Source organism: Burkholderia sp. Ax-1719 (genome assembly GCF_011753055.1).
In the GTDB taxonomy this organism is placed as follows: Bacteria; Pseudomonadota; Gammaproteobacteria; order Burkholderiales; family Burkholderiaceae; genus Paraburkholderia.
Genome location: NZ_VWWJ01000028.1, coordinates 68043 through 91418, shown reverse-complemented (window position 1 = coordinate 91418; position 23376 = coordinate 68043). Strand labels below are relative to the sequence as shown.

At 62.5% G+C, this 23376-nt stretch carries 24 protein-coding genes; 9 read left to right on the top strand and 15 right to left on the bottom strand.

What is annotated here, in order from left to right; translation table 11 throughout:
• Nucleotides 1-268 precede the first annotated feature (268 nt).
• The 4 genes from asd to leuC form a co-directional block, all read right to left on the bottom strand.
• The gene (asd, locus tag F3J17_RS31415) at nucleotides 269-1390 is read right to left on the bottom strand and encodes an aspartate-semialdehyde dehydrogenase (protein ID WP_167068827.1); all 1122 of its coding nucleotides are present in this window, start codon (nucleotides 1388-1390) and stop codon (nucleotides 269-271) included.
• A 327-nt stretch (nucleotides 1391-1717) separates the two neighbouring features.
• Entirely contained in the window at nucleotides 1718-2785 is a 1068-nt protein-coding gene (gene leuB / locus F3J17_RS31410; protein ID WP_167068824.1) for a 3-isopropylmalate dehydrogenase, read from the bottom strand.
• A 26-nt stretch (nucleotides 2786-2811) separates the two neighbouring features.
• Nucleotides 2812-3462 (bottom strand): 3-isopropylmalate dehydratase small subunit, encoded by a 651-nt coding sequence (leuD, locus tag F3J17_RS31405; RefSeq protein WP_167068821.1) that lies wholly within the window; start codon nucleotides 3460-3462, stop codon nucleotides 2812-2814.
• Nucleotides 3463-3473: 11 nt separating this feature from the next.
• The gene (gene leuC / locus F3J17_RS31400) at nucleotides 3474-4883 is read right to left on the bottom strand and encodes a 3-isopropylmalate dehydratase large subunit (RefSeq protein WP_167068818.1); all 1410 of its coding nucleotides are present in this window, start codon (nucleotides 4881-4883) and stop codon (nucleotides 3474-3476) included.
• 411 nt (nucleotides 4884-5294) lie between these two features.
• Between leuC and F3J17_RS31395 the strand changes: the two genes are divergently transcribed.
• Nucleotides 5295-6260 carry a MipA/OmpV family protein gene (locus tag F3J17_RS31395; protein ID WP_167068814.1) on the top strand — a complete coding sequence of 322 codons (966 nt, stop codon included), beginning with the start codon at nucleotides 5295-5297 and terminating at the stop codon, nucleotides 6258-6260.
• Nucleotides 6261-6311: 51 nt separating this feature from the next.
• On the opposite strand, the gene F3J17_RS31390 is transcribed toward F3J17_RS31395, so the two are convergent.
• Nucleotides 6312-7076, bottom strand: coding sequence for a M48 family metalloprotease (locus F3J17_RS31390; protein WP_167068811.1), 765 nt, complete (start codon nucleotides 7074-7076; stop codon nucleotides 6312-6314).
• 216 nt (nucleotides 7077-7292) lie between these two features.
• On the opposite strand from F3J17_RS31390, the gene F3J17_RS31385 reads away from it, so the two are divergent.
• The 3 genes from F3J17_RS31385 (at nucleotide 7293) to F3J17_RS31375 (ending at nucleotide 9135) form a co-directional block, all read left to right on the top strand.
• Entirely contained in the window at nucleotides 7293-8294 is a 1002-nt protein-coding gene (locus F3J17_RS31385; RefSeq protein WP_167068809.1) for a TerC family protein, read from the top strand.
• A 97-nt stretch (nucleotides 8295-8391) separates the two neighbouring features.
• Entirely contained in the window at nucleotides 8392-8679 is a 288-nt protein-coding gene (locus tag F3J17_RS31380) for a zf-TFIIB domain-containing protein (RefSeq protein WP_167068806.1), read from the top strand.
• A gap of 45 nt (nucleotides 8680-8724) precedes the next feature.
• Nucleotides 8725-9135: a TerB family tellurite resistance protein gene (locus F3J17_RS31375; protein ID WP_167068803.1), complete on the top strand. Its 411-nt coding sequence runs from the start codon at nucleotides 8725-8727 to the stop codon at nucleotides 9133-9135.
• A 117-nt stretch (nucleotides 9136-9252) separates the two neighbouring features.
• Here the strand turns inward: F3J17_RS31375 and F3J17_RS31370 are convergent, their stop codons facing one another.
• The 3 genes from F3J17_RS31370 to F3J17_RS31360 are packed head-to-tail and all read right to left on the bottom strand — an operon-like array spanning nucleotide 9253 to nucleotide 11766.
• On the bottom strand, nucleotides 9253-9909 hold the full coding sequence (locus F3J17_RS31370; protein WP_167068800.1) for a response regulator transcription factor: 657 nt from the start codon (nucleotides 9907-9909) through the stop codon (nucleotides 9253-9255).
• 3 nt (nucleotides 9910-9912) lie between these two features.
• Nucleotides 9913-11250: a HAMP domain-containing sensor histidine kinase gene (locus F3J17_RS31365; protein ID WP_167068797.1), complete on the bottom strand. Its 1338-nt coding sequence runs from the start codon at nucleotides 11248-11250 to the stop codon at nucleotides 9913-9915.
• Nucleotides 11251-11310: 60 nt separating this feature from the next.
• Entirely contained in the window at nucleotides 11311-11766 is a 456-nt protein-coding gene (locus F3J17_RS31360; protein ID WP_167068794.1) for a GNAT family N-acetyltransferase, read from the bottom strand.
• A gap of 124 nt (nucleotides 11767-11890) precedes the next feature.
• Between F3J17_RS31360 and F3J17_RS31355 the strand changes: the two genes are divergently transcribed.
• Nucleotides 11891-12355, top strand: a complete 465-nt coding sequence (locus tag F3J17_RS31355) for a VOC family protein (protein ID WP_167068791.1) — start codon at nucleotides 11891-11893, stop codon at nucleotides 12353-12355.
• Between the two features lie 89 nt (nucleotides 12356-12444).
• Here F3J17_RS31355 and gltA read toward each other — a convergent pair whose 3' ends face one another.
• The 7 genes from gltA to F3J17_RS31320 all read right to left on the bottom strand — a co-directional run bounded on the left by gltA (nucleotide 12445) and on the right by F3J17_RS31320 (nucleotide 18386).
• Nucleotides 12445-13746, bottom strand: a complete 1302-nt coding sequence (gene gltA / locus F3J17_RS31350) for a citrate synthase (protein WP_167068788.1) — start codon at nucleotides 13744-13746, stop codon at nucleotides 12445-12447.
• A gap of 90 nt (nucleotides 13747-13836) precedes the next feature.
• Nucleotides 13837-14103 (bottom strand): succinate dehydrogenase assembly factor 2, encoded by a 267-nt coding sequence (locus tag F3J17_RS31345; protein ID WP_167068785.1) that lies wholly within the window; start codon nucleotides 14101-14103, stop codon nucleotides 13837-13839.
• 15 nt (nucleotides 14104-14118) lie between these two features.
• Nucleotides 14119-14820 (bottom strand): succinate dehydrogenase iron-sulfur subunit, encoded by a 702-nt coding sequence (locus F3J17_RS31340; RefSeq protein WP_065060022.1) that lies wholly within the window; start codon nucleotides 14818-14820, stop codon nucleotides 14119-14121.
• A 29-nt stretch (nucleotides 14821-14849) separates the two neighbouring features.
• Nucleotides 14850-16625 carry a succinate dehydrogenase flavoprotein subunit gene (gene sdhA, locus F3J17_RS31335; RefSeq protein WP_167068782.1) on the bottom strand — a complete coding sequence of 592 codons (1776 nt, stop codon included), beginning with the start codon at nucleotides 16623-16625 and terminating at the stop codon, nucleotides 14850-14852.
• A 4-nt stretch (nucleotides 16626-16629) separates the two neighbouring features.
• Nucleotides 16630-16998 carry a succinate dehydrogenase, hydrophobic membrane anchor protein gene (gene sdhD, locus F3J17_RS31330; protein WP_167068779.1) on the bottom strand — a complete coding sequence of 123 codons (369 nt, stop codon included), beginning with the start codon at nucleotides 16996-16998 and terminating at the stop codon, nucleotides 16630-16632.
• Between the two features lie 2 nt (nucleotides 16999-17000).
• Nucleotides 17001-17417 (bottom strand): succinate dehydrogenase, cytochrome b556 subunit, encoded by a 417-nt coding sequence (sdhC, locus tag F3J17_RS31325; RefSeq protein ID WP_167068776.1) that lies wholly within the window; start codon nucleotides 17415-17417, stop codon nucleotides 17001-17003.
• 150 nt (nucleotides 17418-17567) lie between these two features.
• The gene (locus F3J17_RS31320; protein WP_167068773.1) at nucleotides 17568-18386 is read right to left on the bottom strand and encodes a GntR family transcriptional regulator; all 819 of its coding nucleotides are present in this window, start codon (nucleotides 18384-18386) and stop codon (nucleotides 17568-17570) included.
• A gap of 557 nt (nucleotides 18387-18943) precedes the next feature.
• Between F3J17_RS31320 and F3J17_RS31315 the strand changes: the two genes are divergently transcribed.
• The 4 genes from F3J17_RS31315 to F3J17_RS31300 all read left to right on the top strand — a co-directional run bounded on the left by F3J17_RS31315 (nucleotide 18944) and on the right by F3J17_RS31300 (nucleotide 23328).
• Complete coding sequence (locus F3J17_RS31315) at nucleotides 18944-19927, top strand: malate dehydrogenase (protein WP_027816956.1); 984 nt, start codon at nucleotides 18944-18946, stop codon at nucleotides 19925-19927.
• 200 nt (nucleotides 19928-20127) lie between these two features.
• On the top strand, nucleotides 20128-21129 hold the full coding sequence (locus tag F3J17_RS31310; RefSeq protein ID WP_167068770.1) for an aldolase/citrate lyase family protein: 1002 nt from the start codon (nucleotides 20128-20130) through the stop codon (nucleotides 21127-21129).
• 195 nt (nucleotides 21130-21324) lie between these two features.
• On the top strand, nucleotides 21325-21858 hold the full coding sequence (locus F3J17_RS31305; RefSeq protein ID WP_167068767.1) for a hypothetical protein: 534 nt from the start codon (nucleotides 21325-21327) through the stop codon (nucleotides 21856-21858).
• An 18-nt stretch (nucleotides 21859-21876) separates the two neighbouring features.
• Nucleotides 21877-23328, top strand: a complete 1452-nt coding sequence (locus F3J17_RS31300; RefSeq protein ID WP_167068764.1) for a bifunctional 2-methylcitrate dehydratase/aconitate hydratase — start codon at nucleotides 21877-21879, stop codon at nucleotides 23326-23328.
• Nucleotides 23329-23376 lie beyond the last annotated feature (48 nt).

Sequence of the window (23376 nt, the reverse complement as noted above, 5' to 3'; positions counted from 1 at the left end):
CAGCACCGCCGCAGCGGCGGCAGCCTGCATGGCGCGTTGCGCCTTCGTGTTTTGGGTGCCCCGGTCAGCGGAAGCAGAGTCAAGTCGAACGGTCATCAGTTGCCCTGGCACGCCGCTCGCGCGGCGGTCGATCAAACGGGAAAAAACGGGAATTCATGGGGTCGGGCTCGCTGGCCATGCGCGAGGGCCGCGAAAAATAAAAAAGCGCCGCGACTGGCGCGGCGCTTTTTGCCTGTCTACGCGTCATTAGCCGCGTAGTTTAAATGATTCACTTGTCGAGCAGAATCCGCAGCATGCGGCGCAGCGGCTCAGCAGCGCCCCACAGCAGCTGGTCGCCGACCGTGAAGGCCGACAGATACTCGCCGCCCATCGCCAGCTTGCGCAGGCGACCGACCGGCACCGACAGCGTGCCGGTGACGTTGGCCGGCGACAGATCGCGCATCGACGCTTCGCGCTCGTTCGGCACGACCTTGACCCAGTCGTTGGCCGAAGCGAGGATGCCGTTGATCTCGTCGAGCGGCACATCCTTGTTCAGCTTGATGGTGAGCGCCTGCGAGTGGCAGCGCATTGCGCCGATACGCACGCACAGACCGTCGACCGGGATCGAACCCGGCTGGCCCATGCCCGGCTTGCCGAGGATCTTGTTGGTTTCCGCGCCGCCCTTCCACTCTTCCTTCGACATGCCGTTGCCGAGATCCTTGTCGATCCACGGAATCAGCGAGCCTGCGAGCGGCACGCCGAAGTTCTGCGTGGGCATGGCGTCGCTGTTCATGGTGGCGAGCACCTTGCGGTCGATATCCAGAATCGCCGACGACGGGTTCGCCAGGTCGGTGGCCACAGCCGCGTTCAGCGCGCCCATCTGCGAGAGCAGTTCGCGCATGTTCTGCGCGCCCGCGCCCGAAGCGGCCTGGTAGGTCATGGCCGTCATCCAGTCGACGAGGCCTTCGCGGAACAGGCCGCCCAGCGCCATCAGCATCAGGCTGACCGTGCAGTTGCCGCCGATGAAGTCCTTCTGGCCCTTGACGAGCGCATCCTTGATGACGTCGAGGTTGACCGGGTCGAGAATGATGACCGCGTCGTCCTTCATGCGCAGCGACGAAGCCGCGTCGATCCAGTAACCGGTCCAGCCTGCCGCGCGCAGCTTCGGATACACCTCATTGGTGTAATCGCCGCCCTGGCAGGTGATGATGATGTCGCACTTCTTGAGCTCGTCGACGCTGTTCGCGTCCTTGAGCTTCGTCTCGTTTTTGGCGTACGACGGAGCCGCGCCGCCTGCATTGCTGGTGCTGAAAAACACCGGTTCGATCAGGTCGAAATCACGTTCTTCCTGCATGCGCTGCATCAGCACGCTGCCGACCATGCCGCGCCAACCTACGAGACCTACGTTCATGACTAACCCTTGATTTGGACACTTCCCCGCTTCGCTCGCCCGGCGTGGCCGCGCGGGGAAGATGAGCGGGCACGACGAGCGATCAACGCGTGATGATCGTTTTCGTAATGGTTTTCGTGCTGATGGCGAGCGAAATCACACGGGCCGTTTTTTCGCCGTGGATTTTCGTAACAATCGTGATCGGGGAGATCGTCGCCATCGAAGCAATATACACGAAACAGTTAATTTGCGCGGCAAAAACCGCACTTTCCGCTATTTACGACACGCGTTTAACGTGTTCGAAATAAAAAGGGCACGCCATTGAAGGCATGCCCTTTCATCCTGCATTTACAGCGCCGCGATCACCGCGTCGCCCATCTCCACCGTGCCGACCTTCTTGCAGTCCGGCGTGACGATGTCGCCGGTGCGATAGCCTTGCTCGAGCACCTTCTTCACCGCGGTTTCGATGCGATCGGCCTGCTCTACGCGGCCAAGCGAGTAACGCAGCATCATCGCGGCCGAGAGAATCGTGGCCAGCGGATTGGCGATGCCCTTGCCCGCGATGTCCGGCGCGGAACCGTGCGACGGCTCGTACAGACCCTTGTTGTTCTTGTCGAGCGACGCCGAAGGCAGCATGCCGATCGAGCCCGTGAGCATCGCCGCTTCGTCCGAGAGGATGTCGCCGAACATATTGCCCGTGACCACCACGTCGAACGCCTTCGGCGCCTTCACCAGCTGCATCGCCGCGTTATCGACATACATGTGCGAAAGCTCGACATCCGGATATTCCTTCGAGACATCGATCATGATGTCGCGCCAGAATTGCGACGTTTCCAGCACGTTGGCCTTATCGACCGAGGTCAGCTTCTTCTGGCGCTTTTGCGCAGCCTGGAAAGCGACGTGAGCGATGCGGCGCACTTCGGGTTCCGAGTAACGCATCGTGTCGAAACCTTCACGCGCGCCCTTGAAGAGACCGTCCGGCGATTCGCGCAGACCGCGCGGCTGGCCGAAGTAGATGTCGCCGTTCAGTTCGCGCACGATCAGGATGTCGAGGCCCGACACGATTTCTGGCTTCAGCGACGATGCACCCGTCAATTGCGGATAGCAGATCGCCGGGCGGAAGTTGGCGAACAGTTCCAGGTGCTTGCGCAGACCCAGAATCGCCTGCTCCGGACGCAGCGCGCGTTCAAGCGAGTCGTACTTCCAGTCGCCCACCGCGCCGAACAGGATCGCATCGGCGGACTTCGCCAGCGCGAGCGTGGCTTCCGGCAGCGGATGGCCGCTCGCCTCGTAACCCGCGCCGCCAACAGGCGCCTCTTCCAGCTCGAACTTTTCGTCGAGCGCGTTCAGCACCTTGACGGCTTCCTTGACGATCTCGGGACCGATGCCGTCGCCCGGCAGCACTGCAATCTTCATCCTGATGTTCCTCGCTGAATGTGTACTTAGATGACGCGGTTGTTCAGCCACGGCTGGCGCGCGAGGCGCTCGGCTTCGTACTGGCGGATCTTGTCGGCGTGACGCAGCGTGAGGCCGATATCGTCGAAGCCGTTCAAGAGGCAGTAGCGGCGGAACGCGGCCACGTCGAACGGATACGACTTCGCGCCGTCCGTTGTGCGCACAACCTGTTGCTCCAGATCGATCGTCAGTTCGAAACCGTTAAACGCATAGGTTTCGTTGAACAGATGATCGACGTCCGCTTCGGACAGCACGATCGGCAGCAGACCGTTCTTGAAGCAGTTGTTATAGAAAATGTCGGCAAAGCTCGGCGCGATGATCGCGCGGAAGCCGTACTGGTCGAGCGCCCACGGTGCGTGCTCGCGCGAGCTGCCGCAGCCGAAGTTCTTGCGCGTGAGCAGCACCGAAGCGCCCTGATAACGCGGCTGGTTCAGCACGAAGTCCGGATTGAGCGGACGCTTCGAGTTGTCCTGACCCGGCTCGCCGTGGTCGAGGTAACGCCATTCGTCGAAAGCGTTCGGGCCGAAGCCGGTGCGCTTGATCGACTTGAGGAACTGCTTCGGAATGATCGCGTCCGTGTCGACGTTTTCGCGATCGAGCGGCGCTACGAGGCCGGTGTGTACGACAAATTTTTCCATGATTCGTGGCCTCAACCGAGCTTGCGAATATCGACGAAATGGCCTTCGATGGCCGCTGCGGCCGCCATGGCCGGGCTCACCAGGTGCGTGCGTCCGCCCGCGCCCTGACGGCCCTCGAAATTGCGGTTCGAGGTGGACGCGCAACGCTCGCCCGGTTCCAGACGGTCGGCGTTCATGGCGAGACACATCGAGCAACCCGGCTCGCGCCATTCGAAACCCGCTTCCGTGAACACCTTGTCGAGGCCTTCGCGTTCGGCTTGCGCCTTCACCAGACCCGAACCCGGCACCACCATCGCCAGACGCACGTTGGCAGCCACGCGGCGGCCGAGCTTCTTCACGACATAAGCGGCCGAGCGCAGGTCTTCGATACGCGCGTTCGTGCACGAGCCGATGAAGATCTTGTCCGGCTTGATCGACTCGATCGGCATGTTCGGTTCGAGCGCCATGTATTGCAGCGCGCGTTCCATTGCATCGCGCTTGACCGGGTCTTTTTCGCGCTCGGGATCCGGCACGCGACCGTCGATCGACACGACCATTTCCGGCGAGGTGCCCCACGTCACTTGCGGAACGATATCGGCGGCAGAGAGTTCGACCACGCGGTCGAAGTGCGCGCCGTCGTCCGTACGGAACTGCTTCCAGTACTCGACGGCCTGGTCCCACTCCGCGCCTTGCGGCGAGAACGGACGGTTCTTCAGGTATTCGATCGTGGTGTCGTCCACGGCGACCATGCCGGCGCGCGCGCCGCCTTCGATCGCCATGTTGCAGACCGTCATGCGGCCTTCCATCGTCAGGCCGCGGATCATCGAACCGCCAAATTCCATGGCGTAACCCGTGCCGCCCGCCGTGCCGATCTTGCCGATGATGGCGAGCACGATGTCCTTGGCGGTACAGCCACGCGGCAGCGTGCCTTCCACCTTGATGAGCATGTTCTTGCTCTTCTTTTGCAGCAGCGTTTGCGTGGCCAGCACGTGCTCGACTTCCGAGGTGCCGATGCCGTGCGCAAGCGCGCCAAATGCGCCGTGCGTGGACGTGTGCGAGTCGCCGCAGACGATCGTCATGCCCGGCAGCGTCGCGCCCTGTTCCGGACCGACGATGTGCACGATGCCCTGACGCTGGTCGCTCATCTTGAACTGCGTGATGCCGAAGGCGTCGCAGTTCGTGTCGAGCGTATCCACCTGCAGCTTCGAAACCGGATCGGCGATACCGTGGCTGCGATCCGTGGTGGGCACGTTGTGATCCGAAACGGCCAGGTTCGCGCTGATGCGCCACACCGGACGCTCATGCATTTTCAGGCCTTCGAAAGCCTGCGGACTGGTGACTTCGTGCAGCAGATGACGGTCGATATAAAGGATCGTCGTGCCGTCGTCTTCCGTGTGGACCACATGGGTGTCCCACAATTTGTCGTAGAGCGTCTTTGCCATGATATGCGGGGATAAATTGACTGCGGGGAGGCTTACGTTGTGAATCGATTATGCCACGCAAAAACCGCATCCCGCATCCACCCGGACTAAAAAAACCGATAAAAAACAGGGAGTTGGGTGGTAGTAACGATACCTGTATCGATGTTACCCGGCGCGCGGCGCAGACCGTTTTGCGCATGCCGATTCATCGGTAATAAAGCAAAGCCTTTGTTTTTCCGACGGTTTTTTCGCGCGATCCAGAAACTCCACGGGGCGCAAACCGAGGACGCGCTCGAATAGAAGGTGCCATATCGGGCACGTCGATTGCGAGACGTGCGCCGCCGCACAAGCGTACAAATCCGGCTTTTGTCACACTGGACATGTACCGGATACGAACCACCCGCGGCACGATCAGGCAATCCTGGAGGCCTCATGCCATTCGCAACCCGTTCGCCCCGCACCGTGCCCGCCTGGGCCGCTGCGTACAAGACAACAATCACAACAAGCCAATATCAGGGGCGGCACCCGCAGGCCCGCTTGGGTGCGCGCGCCGCGCGCCAATCGTCGATCGCCGTAGCAGCCACCGCCTGCGCGCTTGCCGCCTTCGCGCCGCGCGCGCACGCGCAGACGCCTTCGCCGCTTGGCGAATGGCAGTATTCAGCGGGCATTCCGCTGGAGAAGCTCTATCAGCCCGATCGCCCGGACTTCGAAGCGCGCCTGGGCATAGGCTCGACCTTCGAGCCCCGCTATGACGGCTCCGACCGCTATCACATGATGGCCGGCCCGAGCATCGACCTGCGCTACAAGGACATCCTGTTCGGCTCGACGGGCGAAGGCTTCGGCGTGAATTTCCTGCAAGGCCAGAACTGGCGCATGAGCATCGCGGCCGCCTACGACCTCGGGCGGCGCGGCCACGACGATCCAACGCGCCTGAACGGCATGGGTAATATCAATCCCGCGCCGCTCATGAAAATCGCTGGCGAATACGTGGTGTCGAAGGACTTTCCGCTGGTGGTGCGCGCGGCCTTTACGCGCAGCTTTGGCGGCTCGAACGGCTGGACCGCCGATCTCGGCACCTATATGCCGCTGCCGGGCAGCAGCAAGACCTTCTACTGGTTCGCCGGCCCGTCGGTCACGTTCGCCGATTCGAACTACATGCAGAGCTGGTTCGGCGTGAACGGCCAGCAGGCCGCGGCGTCGGGCTACCGGCAGTACGAGGCGAGCGCGGGCCTCAAATCAGCGGGCTTCGGCATCACCATGGTGTACTTCGTCAACAAGCACTGGTTCATGAGCGCGGACGGCGCCATCAAGCGCCTGCTCGGCAGCGCCGCGCACAGCCCGATCATCCAGACCAAGACCGAGGGTGTCTGCGATCTGTCGATCAATTACCAGTTCTGAGGGTACGCGGCCCGTGCGGGTATCGAGGCGGGCCGCGATCCCGTTGCTACATCAGCCTTCGGCCTTGATGCGGCTCTGAATGTGCTGCGCACGGCTCGGCGACGACGGATGCGAGCTGAGCATCGAACTCTGCCCGCCATCGATCTGCGCGAGCTTCTGGAAGGCCGTCACGAGCCCTTCGCGCTTCATGCCTTTTTTCTTCAGTAGATCGAACGAATAATCGTCGGCGGCGCTTTCCTGAGTCTGCGAGAACTGCGCATTGATGAACTTCTCGGTCAGATCGCCCAGCTGCGACGAGCTCAGCGACGAAGCCACCGCATTGCCGCTCGCGCCCGCTGCCGTCCGCGCCGCGCTCACGGTATAGGCCGTCTGCATGGCCTTCTTCGAATGACCGAGCGCGACGTGGCCCATTTCATGACCGATCACGCCGCGCAGTTCGTCGTCGTTCATCTTGTCCATCAGGCCGCTATAGACGCGCACGCAGCCATTGCCCATCGCCCAGGCGTTGACGTCCTTCGTCAGGTAGACCTTGGAGTCGATCTTCTGGCCATTGAGCGTCATGTCGCCGAAGCCGCTCATCACTTTCGTGAGTCGTTTGGCGTAGGCGCTATTGGGCGCGGCTACTTTCGACTCGGCATCGCTCGCCTTGCAGGCGTCCTGCGAGAGCGTAACGATATCGCTATCCGACAGCGTCGCGGCCTTGTAGAGCGACGAGCCCGCGGACAGCGCCGCATTGGGGTCCACGCTTGTCAGCCCCGAGCAGGCGCTCAATGCAATCGTCATCCCGCACACCAGACCAAGCTGAATCCTTGCCATTCTTATCGTCCTCTTTCGAAGGTTTTTGTAAGGAACGACAATCTAGCACCGGCGCGTTGCTCATGCACCCATGGGCCGCGATTTTATGCCCAGCGTGTCAATTCATTTCGGCGAGCCCTCATTTTCCGCTCATTGAGCATCGCTAAGCTGACCGAATGGGCCAAAGGCCCATAGCGACCGACCCGGCGCTTACTCCCTACGCAAAGGACCGTAATCATGCTCGCGATGCTCTCCACCACCTTTCTCGGACAGCCGATCTGGCTCTGGGCCGCCTTTATCGCGGTGGTGATCGTGCTGCTCGCGCTCGATCTCGGCGTCCTGCACCGCGACGATCGCGAGATCGGCATACGCGAAAGCCTCTGGCTCTCGCTCGGCTATATCACCATCGGCCTGCTGTTTGGCGGCTTCATCTGGTGGCAACTGGGCGCGCAGCCCGCGACCGAATACGTCACCGGCTATCTGATCGAAAAGTCGCTCTCGCTCGACAACGTATTCGTGATCGCCTCGATCTTCGGCGCGCTCGCCGTGCCGCGCGCTTATCAGCATCGCGTGCTGTTCTGGGGCATCGTCGGCGTGCTCGTGCTGCGCGCGCTGATGGTCGGCCTGGGCGCAGCGCTCGTTTCGCAGTTCGAGTGGATGCTGTTCGTATTCGGCCTGTTCCTCGCGGCGACCGGCGTGAAGATGCTGTTCGGCTCGAAGGAGGAAACACGCGTGGAGGACAGCAGGATCCTGCGCACGATCCGCCGCGTGCTACCCGTTACCGACAAGCTCGAAGGCGGTGCGTTCGTGGTGCGGCGCGCGCATCCGGTGAGCGGCAAGCTCACGCGTTACGCCACACCGCTGCTGGTCGCATTGCTGATGATCGAATTCGCCGATCTGATTTTCGCTGTGGATTCGATTCCGGCGATTTTCTCGATCACGACAGATCCGTTCATCGTCTACACGAGCAATATCTTCGCCGTGCTCGGCCTGCGCGCGCTGTTCTTCGCGCTAGCCGCGATGGCGCATCGCTTTTACTACCTCAAGCATGCGCTCGCGCTGGTGCTGGTGTTTATCGGCGTGAAGATTTTCCTGGTGGGCTTCGTCGGCAAGATTCCGGCGCTGCTGAGCCTGGGCGTGACCGTGACGCTGCTGATTGGCGGCGTGGTGGTATCGCTCATCAAGACCCGGCCCGGCGACGACCACAGCAACGGTGGCGGCCCGCTGGAAGCGTCCTGATCCGGAAAACCACGCTCCTCATTCTTCGCTCATTTTTCTCTGCGAGGATGGTTTCCACGGCAGCCGCATCGGCTGCCGCCCCCGAAAGGAGCCCATCATGAAATGCCCGAACTGCCCTGACGTCACCCTCGCGATTGCCGAGCGTCATGGCATCGAACTTGACTACTGCCCGCAATGCCGTGGTGTCTGGCTCGATCGTGGCGAACTCGACAGGCTGATCGAACGCGCGGCGCAGGGTCAGCCCGGCACGCGGCGGCAATACGACGACGGCTATGAAGGCCACGGCTCGCAGCACGGCGCGCAGCATCGCTCACGTGATTACGGGCACCGTCACGGCGCGCACGAACGTCGCCGCAAATCGTGGCTCGAAGATATCTTCGATTGAGCCCACGTCGCTCCCTCTGAAACGATTGATCAAGGACTCCTGACCATGCGCACTTACACCAGCAACAGCCCGCAGGCCGCCGGACGTATCGTGGCCATCGCCCTGCTCGCCGACGGCCACCTGAACAGCAGTGAACTCGCCGCCGTGCATCGCGCCCGCATCGCCGAGCGTCTGGGTCTCGCGCCCGGCGAATTCAGCACGATCCTGCGCGACCTCTGCGAGGATCTGCTCACGAATGCGAACATGGACTGGAGCGATGCCTGCAAACTCGACTCCGACGTCATGCAGCAAGTGCTGCTCGAACTCGAAGATCCCAGTCTGCGCGCCGAGGTGCTGAGCCTGTGTCTGGTCGCGGTCCACGCCGACCGACATCTCTCGGACAGCGAAGCGCATTTGCTCGCGGTGTTGTCGAGGTCGTGGCAGGCAAATCCGTGGCAGCGCCTGCTGGCTTCGTAATTCGTTCCGGCGATTTTCCATTTTCCGGCGCGCAGCGCGGACTTCCCCCGGTGTTGCACGCCACGCGGCGAGCCCCACGCTCGCCGCGTTTTTTCTCATCCGCCTTTTTCGTCACCCTTACACGCACACAGCCCAGCCGAGCCCACGCACGTTGCGGATCACCGCATGGCCGAATTTACGGCGCACGCTGTAAATCACGGCATCGACGGCGTTGCTCTCCACTTCCTCGCCCCAGCCATAAAGCCGTTCCTCCAGTTGCTGGCGCGAGAGGATCGCGCCGGGCCGCTCCAGCAGCGCAAGCATCAAGGCATATTCGCGCGCAGAAAGATCGTCGCTCTCTCCGTCGAAACTCAAACGACGCGTATTCATATCGAGCGTCACGCGCGCACTGCTCATGGTCGCCGAAGCGAAACCCGCTTTGCGCCGCACCACCGCGCGAATACGCGCGAGCAGTTCCTTGCTCTCGAACGGCTTGACGAGATAATCGTCGGCGCCCAGATCGAGGCCTTCGACGCGCGTATCCACGTCGTCGCGCGCCGTGATGATGATGACGGGCGTGGCGTCGCTGGCCTCGCGCAAGCCGCGCAACACATCGAGACCGCTCATGTCGCCCAGCCCCAGATCGAGCAGGATGGCCGTGTACGAGCCATCGCGAATCGCCGTGCGGCCGCTCTCGCCCGTGCGTACCCAGTCGACGCTGTAAGACGCGTCCTTCAAGGCGCGCAGCAGCGCGGGCCCGATCAGCAGATCATCTTCGATCAGCAGAATCCGCATCGTTTAGTCATCCTTGATAGCTGTCGCCGCTAGCGGCAGTTCGATGCGCGCAACGATGCCGCTTTGTCCATCACCGCGGTTTTCCAGCGTCACGCGGCCGCCGTAACTCTGCGCGAGCGTCTGCGCAATCGCCAGGCCAAGACCGCTGCCTTCCACATCATTGCCCGCGGCGCGAAAGAACCGGTCGAACACATAGGGCAGATCGCTTTCGGCGATACCGGGACCGTCGTCGATCACTTCGATCGTCACCGTCTGCGCGTCGCGCAACACCGAAACGTCGACGCGCCCGCCGGCATGCACATAGCGGATCGCGTTGTCGATCAGGTTCTTGATCAGCACGCGAACATCGCCTTCGGTGGCGCGCACGCTCGCTTCGTCGAGCCGTTCGACGCCCAGATCGACGCCACGCGCATCGGCAAGCGGCAGCAGGTCGGCGAGCACCTCGGGCACTAGCCGCTTGAGCGCAATCGCTTCCACCGCGCGCTGCGCGCCGCCGATTTCCGCACGCGCAAGCCCCAGCAGTTGCGACACCAGCGATCCGGTGCGCGCTACGCCGCGCTGCAATTCGTCGAAGCGCTCGCGATACTGATCGAGCGGCGCATCGCGCAGATTGTCGATCTGCAATTGCATCGCCGAAATGGGGGAACGCAGTTCGTGCGCGGCATCGGCGATGAATTTGCGCTCGGCGTTCACAAGGACCGAGAGGCGTTCGATCATGCGATTGATCGATTCGATGAAAGGCCGCAACTCGACCGGCGCCTTGTCCGCTTCGAGCGGTTTGAGCGCGTGCAGATCCACCTTTGCCGCGCGCCGTCCGACGCGCTCCATCGGCCGCAACGACAGGCGCACCGTCACCGCGATCGTGAGCACGAGCAGCGGCAACAGTGCGAGCACCGGCAGCAGACTCCAGAACGCGACGCGCAACGCATTGCGGTTGCGCATGCTGCGCGACTCGGCGATCTGGATGTATTCGTCTCCCGCCGCGAGCGCGAACACGTCCCACGTTTCGCCATCGAAGTCGAGCGACGAGAAACCCGTTTGCGCACGCGGCAAGGCGATATCGGGGTCGCTCGTGCGGCTCGGCTCGACCGTGTCACCCGCGGACCAGATCTGCACGACGAGATCGTCCGAGGCGTTGCGGATGCCGTTGGGTTCGGCAGCGTGATGCGAGACCCCGGCCTGCACATGCGCCGCGGCGTCGCGCAGGCTCGCGCTGAACTCGCTCGCGAGGCTGCGCACCACCAGAAACGTGCCGAGCGAACCCAGCACGCCCACGAGCAGCGCAAGCGTGCCGATAGCGATGCTCAGGCGTCGATGCAGGGAATTCGCGGCGAAGAACATGGTGCGGCTGGCAGGCTAAGGAGGATTGGGCCGCTCCATGATAATGGATTCGGGGTGGGGCTAATCGGGCGTGGCGATAAGCGCCGGTTGCCGTTCGTAGTAGATATCCCATTCGCTTTCGCCGATCTGCGCGAAACCGTGCCGCTGATAAAAGCGATTCGAATCGCTACCGCGCAATGCGCCGACGCGAACGGGCAGACGCACTGCATCGGCGCTGGTGAAAATATCGCGCAGCACCTGCGCGCCGATTCCCCGCCCCTGATGCCCGGGCAATACGTAGAGATGGTCGAGCAGCCAATGATCCGCCTGCGGTCTCACAAGCACGAAGCCCGCCCGCACGCCATCGGCTTCGATAAAGCGGCACAGCGCCGGCTCGAAGGCCGCCAGAAAGCGCTCGCGGGCGCGCTGCGGGTCGAAGCGCCCAATGCGCTCCAGGCTCGCGCGCATCGCAGCGATGCGCATCGCGACCAGCGCGTCTGCATCGTTCGTGTTCGTTGGGGAAAAGCTCAGTTGCATCGCCAGTCCGTCCATTCAGCTACGCTGTGAGGACATTCAGCATAACAAAGCATTGCCACGCAGCGTCATCGCCAGAGTGCTAGATTATCCGCTAGCACCGCCCCAACCCTGCAGGGAGACGATCATGAGCAATACCTCGCCGCGCGCCGTTTTCGGCTCGGCCATCTACTATCGCGATCCGTTCGCGGCGCTCGACTGGCTGGAAAAGGCTTTCGGCTTTACGCGGCAGTTCGTCATCACCTCGCCCGACGGCAAGCTCGCGCACTCGGAAATGCGCTTCGAGGACGGCTACGTGATGATCTGCGGCGGCTGGCCCGGCATGCCCTACTCCAGCCCGGAAGATGTCGAGGGCAAGAACACGCAGTCCGTGCACGTACAGCTGAAAAGCGGCCTCGACGAGCATTGCGCACGTGCGCGTGCGGCAGGCGCGAAGATCGTGCGCGAGCCGTCCGATCAGTTCTACGGCGACCGTGTCTACGCGGCGGTGGACCCGGAAGGTCATGTATGGAGCTTTGGCCAGACCAGGCGCGAAGTCTCGCGCGAGGAAGCCGAGCAAGCCAGCGGCCTGAAGATTGACGGCTGGGTTTGATTCCAGGCACGCGTCGCAAGGCCACAAAAACAAACGCCCCGACGGGCGAACCGTCGGGGCGTTTGAGGTATGGCTTACAGCGTGTGTGCTTAGCGTGCCGAGATCGGCTTCGCTTCGCGCGGCGTGTTGCCGATGAACAGCTGACGCGGACGGCCAATCTTCTGTTCCGGATCGGCGATCATTTCGTTCCACTGGGCGATCCAGCCCACCGTACGTGCCATCGCGAAGATACACGTGAACATCGAGGTCGGGATGCCCAGCGCGCGCTGAACGATGCCCGAGTAGAAGTCGACGTTCGGGTACAGCTTGCGCGACACGAAGTATTCGTCTTCCAGAGCGATCTTTTCGAGCGCCATCGCGAGCTTGAACAGCGGATCGTCGTGCAGGCCCAGTTCGTTGAGCACTTCGTGGCACGTTTCGCGCATCAGCTTCGCACGCGGATCGTAGTTCTTGTACACGCGGTGACCGAAGCCCATCAGCTTCACGCCCGAGTTCTTGTCCTTCACCTGCTTGATGAACTCAGGGATGTTCTCCACCGAGCCGATTTCCTCAAGCATGTTCAGTGCGGCTTCGTTCGCACCGCCGTGCGCCGGGCCCCACAGACAGGCGATACCGGCTGCGATACACGCGAACGGGTTAGCGCCCGACGAGCCAGCCAGACGGACCGTCGAGGTCGACGCGTTCTGTTCGTGGTCTGCGTGCAGGATCAGGATACGGTCAAGCGCGCGCACCAGCACGTCGTTGACCTTGTACTCTTCGCACGGGTTCGAGAACATCATGCGCATGAAGTTCGCGCTGTACGACAGGTCGTTCTGCGGGTACACGAACGGCTGGCCGATCGAGTACTTGTACGCCATGGCGACCAGCGTCGGCAGCTTGGCAATCATGCGGATTGCCGAAACTTCGCGATGCTTCGCGTTATTGATGTCGAGCGAGTCGTGGTAGAACGCCGACAGCGCGCCGACTGCAGCGACCAGGATCGCCATCGGGTGTGCGTCGCGGCGGAAGCCACGGAAGAAGAATTGCATCTGCTCGTGGACCATCGTGTGCTGCGTGACGGTCTTCACGAACTCATCCTTTTGCGCCTGGTTCGGCAGCTCGCCCTTGAGCAGCAGATAGCAGGTTTCGAGGAAGTCGGCGTTTTCTGCGAGGTTGTCGATCGGGAAACCGCGATACAGCAGTTCGCCCTTGTCCCCGTCGATGTACGTGATCGCCGAGTTACACGCCGCCGTCGACATGAAGCCCGGGTCATACGTGAACTTGCCGGTCTGACCGTACAGTTTGCGGATGTCGATCACATCCGGGCCTTGGGTGCCCTTGTAGATCGGCAGTTCGACGCTCGGCGAATTGTCGCTGAACGATAGCGTGGCTTTTACATCAGACGGGGTCATAGCACATCCTCAATCGAAGATAAACACAGGATTCGATAGTTTGCACGTCCGGCGCGGCGCGGCTTTCTCCAAAGCGCGCGCCACAGCATCTCAGACGTTGCGAAGCAGCTCCAGCACCCGCTTCACGTCCGGGTCGGCAAGATTGCCTTCTGGTTCCTTGCGTGCGAGCAGCAAGTCCATCAGGTCGTTATCGCTCAGCTCGAGCAGGCGCGTAAGTGCGCCTACATCGGCGTCGCTGAGGTCATGCTCATAGCGGTCAAAAAATCGCTCGAAAATAATGTCGTTTTCGAGCATACCGCGCCGCGCGCGCCAGCGAAGGCGCGCGCGGCGATGAGGGTCAGACTGGTGCGAGTCCATTCAATCTCGCTATGGTCAAACCGCGCGGCGGACCATCAGTTCCTTGATCTTGCCGATCGCCTTCGTCGGGTTCAGGCCCTTCGGGCAGACGTCGACGCAGTTCATGATCGTGTGGCAACGGAACAGACGGTACGGGTCTTCGAGGTTGTCGAGACGCTCGCCAGTGGCTTCGTCGCGGCTGTCCGCGATGAAGCGATACGCTTGCAGCAGGCCGGCCGGGCCGACGAACTTGTCCGGATTCCACCAGAAGCTCGGGCACGACGTCGAGCAGCTCGCGCACAGAATACACTCGTACACGCCGTCGAGTTCGTCACGCTGTTCAGGCGACTGCAGACGCTCTTTTTCGGGCGGCGGCGTGTCGTTGATCAGGTACGGCTTGATCGAGTGGTACTGGTTGAAGAAGTGCGTCATGTCGACGATCAGGTCGCGCACGACGGGCAGGCCCGGCAGCGGGCGCAGCACGATCTTCGCCGGCAGGTCGTTCAGGTTCGTGAGACACGCCAGACCGTTCTTGCCGTTGATGTTCATGGCGTCCGAACCGCACACGCCTTCACGGCACGAACGGCGGAACGACAGCGTTTCGTCCACTTCCTTGAGCTTGACCAGCGCGTCGAGCAGCATGCGCTCGTGCGTGAGTTCCAGCTCGTACGTCTGCATGCGCGGCGCCGAGTCCTTGTCCGGATCGTAGCGGTAGACTTCAAAAATACGTTTGGCCATTTCCAAATTCCTTTTGACTGGCGTGTGCCTTAGAACGTACGCGCCTTCGGCGGCACGGACTCGACGGTCAGCGGCTTCATGTGAACCGGCTTGTAGTCAAGACGGTTGCCTTCGCTGAACCACAGCGTATGGCGCAGCCAGTTTTCGTCGTCGCGGTGTTCGAAGTCGCTGTGTGCGTGGGCGCCACGGCTTTCCTTACGCGCTTCCGCCGACACCATCGTTGCCTGCGCAACTTCCACGAGGTTCGCCACTTCGAGCGCTTCGACGCGCGCGGTGTTGAACACCTTCGACTTGTCCTTCAGGTGGATGTGCTTCGCCTGTTCGACGACTTGCGCGATGTCCTTGACACCTTCCGCGAGCAGCGCCGAGGTACGGAACACGCCAGCGTGCTTCTGCATCGAGCCGCGGATTTCGTTCGCGACGCTTTGTGCGTATTCGCCCGAGGTCGAGTTGTCGAGCTTCGCCAGACGCGAGAGCGCGAAGTCAGCAGCATCGGCCGGCAGCGGCTTGTGCTCTTTCAGTTCCTTCACGTGCTTGACGATATGGTTGCCGGCCGCACGGCCGAACACCACGAGGTCGAGCAGCGAGTTCGTGCCCAGACGGTTCGCGCCGTGCACCGAGACGCACGAGCATTCGCCCACAGCGTAGAAGCCGTTGACGACTTCTTCGTGACCCTTCGGCGTGCCAACGACCTGACCATTGATGTTGGTCGGGATGCCGCCCATCTGGTAGTGAATCGTCGGAACGACCGGGATCGGTTCCTTGATGCAGTCCACGTTGGCGAACTTCAGCGCGATTTCGCGGATCGACGGCAGACGCTTCATGATCGTCTCTGCGCCGATGTGCGACAGGTCGAGCAGCACGTGATCCTTGTGCGCGCCGACACCGCGGCCTTCCTTGATTTCCTGGTCCATCGAACGCGAAACGAAGTCACGCGGTGCGAGGTCCTTCAGCGTCGGAGCGTAACGCTCCATGAAGCGCTCGCCGTTCGAGTTACGCAGAATGCCGCCTTCGCCGCGCACGCCTTCGGTAATCAGCACGCCTGCGCCTGCCACACCCGTCGGGTGGAACTGCCAGAACTCCATGTCCTGCAGTGCGATGCCCGAGCGGGCCGCCATACCAAGGCCGTCACCGGTGTTGATGAACGCGTTGGTCGATGCCTGGAAGATCCGGCCTGCGCCGCCCGTGGCGAACAGCGTGGTCTTGCCTTCGAGGATGTAGACGTCGCCCGTTTCCATTTCGAGCGCGGTCACGCCCAGCACGTCGCCTTCGGCGTCGCGGATCAGATCCAGCGCCATCCATTCGACGAAGAACGTGGTCTTCGCAGCGACGTTCTGCTGGTACAGCGTGTGCAGCAGCGCGTGACCGGTACGGTCAGCAGCCGCGCAGGCGCGTTGCACCGGCTTTTCGCCGTAGTTAGCCGTGTGGCCGCCGAACGGACGCTGGTAGATCGTGCCGTCCGCATTGCGGTCGAACGGCATGCCCATGTGTTCCAGTTCGTAGACGGCGTTCGGTGCTTCGCGGCACATGAACTCGATCGCGTCCTGGTCGCCGAGCCAGTCGGAACCCTTGATCGTGTCGTAGAAGTGGTAGTGCCAGTTGTCTTCGCTCATGTTGCCGAGCGATGCGCCGATGCCGCCTTGAGCAGCAACCGTGTGCGAACGCGTCGGGAACACTTTCGAGAGCACGCAGACCGACAGGCCGGCACGTGCCAGTTGCAGCGACGCGCGCATCCCCGAGCCGCCCGCGCCGACGATGACCACGTCGAACTTGCGACGCGGCAGAGAATTCTTGATTGCAGCCATTCTTTTACACTCTCCAGAGAATCTGCGCGGCGTAGCCCAGGCTGCCCAGCAGCCAGGCGATCGTCAGCACGTCCAGCGCAATGCGCAGGCCAACGGGCTTGATGTAGTCCATCCAGATGTCGCGCACGCCAATCCAGGCGTGATAGAACAGCGCGAGCAGCATGACGAACGTCGCGAGCTTCATCCATTGGGCGGAGAAAATCGACGCCCAGCCTTCGTAAGAAAAGTCGTGTGCGCCGAAGAACAGCACCAGCAGCACAACCGTGTAGATCGCCATGAGCACGGCGGTAGCGCGCTGGGCAATCCAGTCGCGCAGGCCGTAGTGAGCGCCAACAACGAGGCGCTTCGGACCAATCCCGTTTTTAGCCGACATTCTTAAAACGCTCCGAAGAGTTTTGCCGCGAAGGCGATCGTGAGGATCGTGGAGATGACAACGACGACGAGCGAGGTCGATTTGCCTTTTTCTTTAGCCGCGAGGTCATGGTTGAAATCCATGAACAGGTGGCGCACGCCAGCGCAGAAGTGGAAGAGGAACGCCCATCCGAGGACCAGCACGATGAGCTTGACGATGATGTTGGAAAGGAAGCCCTTGAAGAACTCGAAGCTGAGTTCCGAAGTGAGGCTCTGATCCAACAGGAACAACAGGAAAGGCAGGAATAGGAATAGAAGTGCACCGCTCACGCGGTGACCGATCGATACGCGACCGGCCAACGGCAGGCGGTATGCGAACAATATCTGCCCAATCCCGATGTTCCGGTATTCCGGCCTCGGTTTTTTTGCGGCTTCTGCCATGCTAGACCCCTACTATGTGTTAACACTAATACGCAATTTTACCGCCTTTTCTTTTCGCGCTGCAGCGAAATCAGCCCTGCTAACCGCTGATGCGCGCGCGAAACGACTAGCGCGGGGGGAAGGCCCACCTGTCTCCTGTGGGCTCTCTTTTCAACTCAGGTCATTCTGATAGTAGTACCCGGTTGTGACATACCAACCACGGCGTACTTCGACCGGCCGGTCTCCATAGGTATAGGACACCCGATCGACGGAAAGCAATGGAAAACCCGCTGGCACATTGAGCAGATCGGCAACCGCGGGCTCGGCGGCCACGGCGCGGATCTTCTCAGTTGCACGAATCATACGCGTGCCGAAGTCGGCTTCGAACATGGCGTACAGCGGGCCTTTATACTCGGCGAGGCGCTCGGCCGTGAGGCCGCGGAATACACCGCCAGGCAGCCAGATTTCGTCGAGTACGGTACTCTCGCCGTCGAACTGCAGAAGACGTTTGATGAGCACCACCGGATCGGCCGGCTTGAGGTCGAGCTGACGCGCGATCTCAGCCGAGGCGCGCAGGCGGCGGCACTCGAGCAGGCGGCTGACGTGCGGATGCTCCGCGCCGTCATCAGCCAGCAATCTAAGGAAGCGAAACTGGGCGCGTTCTTCGTTGTGCGTCGCAACAAACGTACCCTTGCCCTGGCGTCGTACCAGCAGGTTGTCGGCAGCCAGTTCGTCGATCGCCTTGCGCACGGTCCCCTGGCTGACCTTGTAACGGGCAGCCAGTTCGACTTCGCTAGGGATGATTTCGCCGGGCTTCCATTCGCCGGTCTCGAGGCTCTGTGTAATGAGCCCCTTGATCTGCTGATAGAGCGGACTGAAGGTGGGGGACGGCGAGGCCGTCGGCGCCGCAGTCGAAGAACCGGAGGCGGACGCAGGCGCACCGCTTTCGGGAGCGGAGGAATTCGCGTTGCTGACCGGGTTCGCATTCATGGCGCGCATTTCAACATAAACCCCCGCTGAAATCTACCCTTTTGGCTGCAACAGATATGTCTTATATAAGACATAAGATAGTGTTGACTTTACCCATTGCGAATCCTAAACTGCCGATCGAGCAAGGGTTTGCGGGCGACCGCGTGTGAATCACGGGAGCCGCCGGCAGCATCCACTTCGTGGCGAAATGCGCCGCAGTCCGCCTTGCACATGCTGTTCCCTCTAGCAGTCATGCAGTAGCGGTTTTCGATCCGCCCCGCCCGCGCAATCTCCCGCGCGACGCGCCTGTGGACCGTCCCAGCCGAGCTGTTGCAGGAGTCGGCATACGCAAAGCGGCCCGCGTCAGGCGTTCCCTCCAGGGCGTCCCCGTTCATTCCCGAGCTTCGTCGTACAGGTTACCGGCATGGCGGCCCGCCCGCCGGCGTGCGCAACAGGCCCCGCAAGGCCTCGCCCGCACGCCTGGAAAAGGGGCCGTCTGATTCACGAACGCTTCGGGTGACGCGCATATAGAATGGCGTTTTACCCTGGCGTCTAACGCATCTTCCTGGAGATTTTCAATGGCTAAGCCCGCAAAGCGCGTTGCCGTCACCGGCGCCGCAGGTCAGATCGCTTACTCCCTGCTGTTCCGTATCGCGAACGGCGACCTGCTCGGCAAGGATCAGCCCGTCATCCTGCAACTGCTGGACCTCCCGCAAGCGCAAGCTGCCGTCAAGGGCGTCGTGATGGAACTCGACGACTGCGCCTTCCCGCTGCTCGCAGGCGTGGTCATCACGGACGACCCGAAGGTCGCGTTCAAGGACGCCGACGTCGCCCTGCTGGTTGGCGCACGTCCGCGCTCGAAGGGCATGGAGCGTAAGGATCTGCTCTCGGCCAACGCGGAAATCTTCACGGTTCAGGGCAAGGCCCTGAACGACGTCGCCAGCCGCGACGTCAAGGTGCTGGTCGTCGGCAACCCGGCCAACACGAACGCCTACATCGCCATGAAGTCGGCTCCGGATCTGCCGAAGAAGAACTTCACGGCCATGCTGCGTCTGGACCACAACCGCGCGCTGTCGCAACTGGCCGCCAAGTCGGGCAAGCCGGTCGCTTCGATCGAAAAGCTCGCTGTGTGGGGCAACCACTCGCCGACGATGTACCCCGACTACCGTTTCGCCACGGTCGAAGGCCAGTCGCTCAACGCGCTGATCAACGACGACGTGTGGAACCGCGACACGTTCATCCCGACGGTCGGCAAGCGCGGCGCAGCGATCATCGAAGCACGCGGCCTGTCGTCGGCAGCTTCGGCCGCCAACGCAGCGATCGACCACGTGCGTGACTGGGTCCTCGGCACGAACGGCAAGTGGGTCACGATGGGCATCCCGTCGGACGGCTCGTACGAAATCCCCGAAGACATCATCTACGGCGTGCCGGTTACCTGCGAAAACGGCGAGTACAAGCGCGTCGAAGGTCTGGAAATCGACGCATTCTCGCGCGAAAAGATGACGGGCACGCTCAACGAGCTGCTCGAAGAGCGCGAAGGCGTCGCTCACCTGCTCAAGTAAGCTCGATGCAGGCCAACCGGAATGCCGTTGCAATGCGGCGGCTTCCGGTTCATGCGCGGGTTTGGGCCGTACCACCCGTACACGCCCTCCGTCCCGCGCACTGATCCGCACGCGCCTTGCCCCCGGCTTGTTCACTACGCCGAACGCAGGACGCATACGAATCAGGTTTTTTCCACAACCCTCATCCCCTGACGCCGAAGATGCGCGCCATCCTCCCCGCGGAAGTGTTGTTTGACGGCGAAGCTCCCCCCACTCTCCTGCCCGCGTGCGATCACTACGCCGGCAGCGAGAAGCTGATGCTCAAATCCCTCGCGCTGCAGCAGGAGCTGGGCCCGGTTTTCGATATCACACTCGACTGCGAAGACGGCGCCCAGGTTGGCCACGAGGCCGAACATGCGGAACTCGTCGCGTCGATGCTGGGCGGCGAACACGACCGCTTCGGGCGCGTTGGCGTGCGTATCCATGATTTCCACCACCCGCACTGGCGCGACGACGTCCGCCTGATCCTGCGCGCCGCAAAGCGTTCGCCGGCGTTCATCATGCTGCCAAAGATCCGTGCCGTGGCCGACGCGGCCGAGATGACCGCGTTCATCGAAGCCACACGCGTGGAAATGGGCATCGAAAAAGCCATTCCCGTACAGCTATTGGTCGAGACCCACGGCGCGCTCGCGCGCGCCTTCGATCTGGCCGCGCTGCGCGGCGTCGAATCGCTGAGCTTCGGCCTGATGGACTTCGTATCTGCGCATGACGGCGCGATTCCCGACAGCGCGATGCGCTCGCCCGGCCAGTTCGACCATCCGCTCGTGCGCCGCGCCAAGCTTGAAATCGCCGCGGCCTGCCATGCGTTCGGCAAGGTTCCGTCACACAACGTCAGCACCGAAGTGCGCGATATGACGACCGTCGCCAACGACGCCCAGCGTGCGCGCAACGAGTTCGGCTACACGCGCATGTGGAGCATCCATCCCGCGCAGATTCCGGCCATCGTGGCCGCGTTTGCGCCGCGCAACGAGGAAATTGTCACCGCCGCCGACATCCTGCTGGCCGCGCAGCACGCCCAGTGGGGCCCGACGCGCCACGGCGACACGCTGCACGACCGCGCCAGCTACCGGTATTACTGGTCGGTGCTGCGCCGCGCGCGCTCGACCGGCCGCGCCGTGCCGACGGAGGCCGCGCCGCTCTTCGGCGAGGGCGCGGCGGCATGAGGCCGGGGCGTGCATGAGTTCGCACAGAACCGGCCCGAGCATTTTTTTTACGCACCGGAAAAACTGAAATCCGTGCCGATAAATAGGTGAAAATAGCGTCCGCTGCGCGCTCACGGGGCGCGCGCAGTGCAACCGGCGGCCACAGCCCGTGGCCGCGCACTGTTCAACCGATTTGAGACATAAAGGTCCGACTCCATGAAGAAATTGCTGATCGCTACCGTCATTGGCGCGCTGTCCTCGACGATGCTGCTGGCCGCAACCGACGCCGCCGCACAAGGCACCACGTCGACGACGACGGCAAAGAAGCCCGCGAAGCCGGCACCGAAGCACCGCATCATCAAGCGCAAGGCCAACCCGGCCAAGGAAGCGAAGGTCGACGCAGTGCCGGAAGGTTCGGAACACTGGAGCTGCGCAGAAGGCATGCAGTTCGACCTGAAGGGCGACATGGCGCGTGACCAGATCGTCACCGTTCACTGGGCGAACAAGAACTACAACCTGCCGCGTCAATCGACGACGACGGGCGCAGACCGTTTCCACGACGCCGCTACCGGCCTCGACCTGGTCGTGATCCCGACCAAGGCCATGCTGTTCTCGGACAAGGACAGCTCGCGTCTGGCCGACGAGTGCAAGACTGCTGCAATGCAGCAAGGCGCAATGGCGCCGACTCAGGCAAACGCCCTGAACCCGGCCAACCGCGCAGCACCGGCGAGCGGCGCATCGGGCCAGTAAGGTCCGCGGAAAGCCGCGATGTCCGCACCCGCCGCCAACGTCAGGCCGCAGCCGGATCAGGTTCTCGTCGACATCGTCGACTATGTCCTGAATGCGCCGGTGAACAGTGCGCTCGCGCTGTCGACGGCGCGGCTTTGCCTGATCGACACGCTCGGCTGCGGACTCGAAGCGCTTTCCTACCCTGCCTGCACCAGCCTGCTGGGACCGATCGTGCCAGGCACGATCGTCCCGCACGGCGCGAAAGTGCCCGGCACCTCATTCCAGCTCGACCCGGTTCAGGCCGCCTTCAACATTGGCGCGATGATCCGCTGGCTCGACTTCAACGACACCTGGCTTGCCGCCGAGTGGGGCCATCCGTCGGATAACCTGGGCGCGATCCTCGCGACCGCCGACTGGCTCTCGCGCACGGCCGTGGCGCAGGGCAAGCCGCCGCTCACCATGAAGCATGTGCTTGAAGCCATGGTGAAGGCGCACGAGATCCAGGGCTGCATGGCGCTGGAGAACGCGTTCAACCAGGTCGGTCTCGACCACGTTCTGCTGGTCAAGCTCGCCTCGACCGCCGTGGCCGGGCAACTGCTCGGCCTCACGCGCGACGAACTCATCAATGCTGTCTCGCTGGCGATGGTCGATGGCCAGGCGCTGCGCACCTATCGTCACACGCCCAACACCGGCTCGCGCAAATCGTGGGCGGCCGGCGACGCCACTTCGCGTGGCGTGCGCCTCGCGTTGATCGCAAAGACCGGCGAGATGGGCTATCCGTCAGCGCTCACGGCAAAGACCTGGGGCTTCTACGACGTCTCGTTCAAGGGCCAGCCGTTCCGGTTCCAGCGCCCCTACGGCACGTACGTGATGGAAAACGTGCTGTTCAAGATTGCGTTCCCCGCCGAATTCCACGCCCAGACTGCCGCTGAAGCCGCCATGACGCTGCACGGCCAGCTCGCGCAGCAAGGCAGGACGGCGCAAGACATCAAGCGGATCACCATCCGCACCCACGCAGCGGCGATCCGCATCATCGACAAGACCGGGCCGCTGGCGAATCCCGCCGACCGCGACCACTGCATCCAGTACATGGTGGCCGTGCCGCTGCTGTTCGGCCGCCTCACCGCCGCCGACTACGAAGACGAGGTGGCGCGCGACGTGCGCATCGACGCCTTGCGCGCCAGGATGGTCTGTGTCGAAGACCCGCAGTTCACGCAGGATTACCACGACCCAGCGAAGCGTTCGATTGCGAATGCGCTCACCGTCGAGCTGAACGACGGCACGACGCTGCCCGAAGTCGTGGTGGAGTACCCAATCGGCCATCGTCGTCGCCGCGACGAAGGCATCCCGCTGCTGGTCGAGAAGTTCCGCACGAACCTCGCGCGCCGCTTTGCGGCGAAACAGCAGCAGGCCATTCTTGAAGTTTCGCTCGATGCGGCACGGCTTGACGCCATGCCGGTGCATGAATACGTAGACTTGTATGTGATCTGAGCAGTCTCGCCCACCCGAGGCCGCTACCAGACAACAAACCAGGCAGAT

Coding starts and splice junctions, on each gene's coding strand:
- asd (WP_167068827.1), bottom strand. CDS start 1,390: ATGAACGTAGGTCTCGTAGGTTGGCGCGGCATGGTCGGCAGCGTGCTG.
- leuB (WP_167068824.1), bottom strand. CDS start 2,785: ATGAAGATTGCAGTGCTGCCGGGCGACGGCATCGGTCCCGAGATCGTC.
- leuD (WP_167068821.1), bottom strand. CDS start 3,462: ATGGAAAAATTTGTCGTACACACCGGCCTCGTAGCGCCGCTCGATCGC.
- leuC (WP_167068818.1), bottom strand. CDS start 4,883: ATGGCAAAGACGCTCTACGACAAATTGTGGGACACCCATGTGGTCCAC.
- F3J17_RS31395 (WP_167068814.1), top strand. CDS start 5,295: ATGCCATTCGCAACCCGTTCGCCCCGCACCGTGCCCGCCTGGGCCGCT.
- F3J17_RS31390 (WP_167068811.1), bottom strand. CDS start 7,076: ATGGCAAGGATTCAGCTTGGTCTGGTGTGCGGGATGACGATTGCATTG.
- F3J17_RS31385 (WP_167068809.1), top strand. CDS start 7,293: ATGCTCGCGATGCTCTCCACCACCTTTCTCGGACAGCCGATCTGGCTC.
- F3J17_RS31380 (WP_167068806.1), top strand. CDS start 8,392: ATGAAATGCCCGAACTGCCCTGACGTCACCCTCGCGATTGCCGAGCGT.
- F3J17_RS31375 (WP_167068803.1), top strand. CDS start 8,725: ATGCGCACTTACACCAGCAACAGCCCGCAGGCCGCCGGACGTATCGTG.
- F3J17_RS31370 (WP_167068800.1), bottom strand. CDS start 9,909: ATGCGGATTCTGCTGATCGAAGATGATCTGCTGATCGGGCCCGCGCTG.
- F3J17_RS31365 (WP_167068797.1), bottom strand. CDS start 11,250: ATGTTCTTCGCCGCGAATTCCCTGCATCGACGCCTGAGCATCGCTATC.
- F3J17_RS31360 (WP_167068794.1), bottom strand. CDS start 11,766: ATGCAACTGAGCTTTTCCCCAACGAACACGAACGATGCAGACGCGCTG.
- F3J17_RS31355 (WP_167068791.1), top strand. CDS start 11,891: ATGAGCAATACCTCGCCGCGCGCCGTTTTCGGCTCGGCCATCTACTAT.
- gltA (WP_167068788.1), bottom strand. CDS start 13,746: ATGACCCCGTCTGATGTAAAAGCCACGCTATCGTTCAGCGACAATTCG.
- F3J17_RS31345 (WP_167068785.1), bottom strand. CDS start 14,103: ATGGACTCGCACCAGTCTGACCCTCATCGCCGCGCGCGCCTTCGCTGG.
- F3J17_RS31340 (WP_065060022.1), bottom strand. CDS start 14,820: ATGGCCAAACGTATTTTTGAAGTCTACCGCTACGATCCGGACAAGGAC.
- sdhA (WP_167068782.1), bottom strand. CDS start 16,625: ATGGCTGCAATCAAGAATTCTCTGCCGCGTCGCAAGTTCGACGTGGTC.
- sdhD (WP_167068779.1), bottom strand. CDS start 16,998: ATGTCGGCTAAAAACGGGATTGGTCCGAAGCGCCTCGTTGTTGGCGCT.
- sdhC (WP_167068776.1), bottom strand. CDS start 17,417: ATGGCAGAAGCCGCAAAAAAACCGAGGCCGGAATACCGGAACATCGGG.
- F3J17_RS31320 (WP_167068773.1), bottom strand. CDS start 18,386: ATGAATGCGAACCCGGTCAGCAACGCGAATTCCTCCGCTCCCGAAAGC.
- F3J17_RS31315 (WP_027816956.1), top strand. CDS start 18,944: ATGGCTAAGCCCGCAAAGCGCGTTGCCGTCACCGGCGCCGCAGGTCAG.
- F3J17_RS31310 (WP_167068770.1), top strand. CDS start 20,128: ATGCGCGCCATCCTCCCCGCGGAAGTGTTGTTTGACGGCGAAGCTCCC.
- F3J17_RS31305 (WP_167068767.1), top strand. CDS start 21,325: ATGAAGAAATTGCTGATCGCTACCGTCATTGGCGCGCTGTCCTCGACG.
- F3J17_RS31300 (WP_167068764.1), top strand. CDS start 21,877: ATGTCCGCACCCGCCGCCAACGTCAGGCCGCAGCCGGATCAGGTTCTC.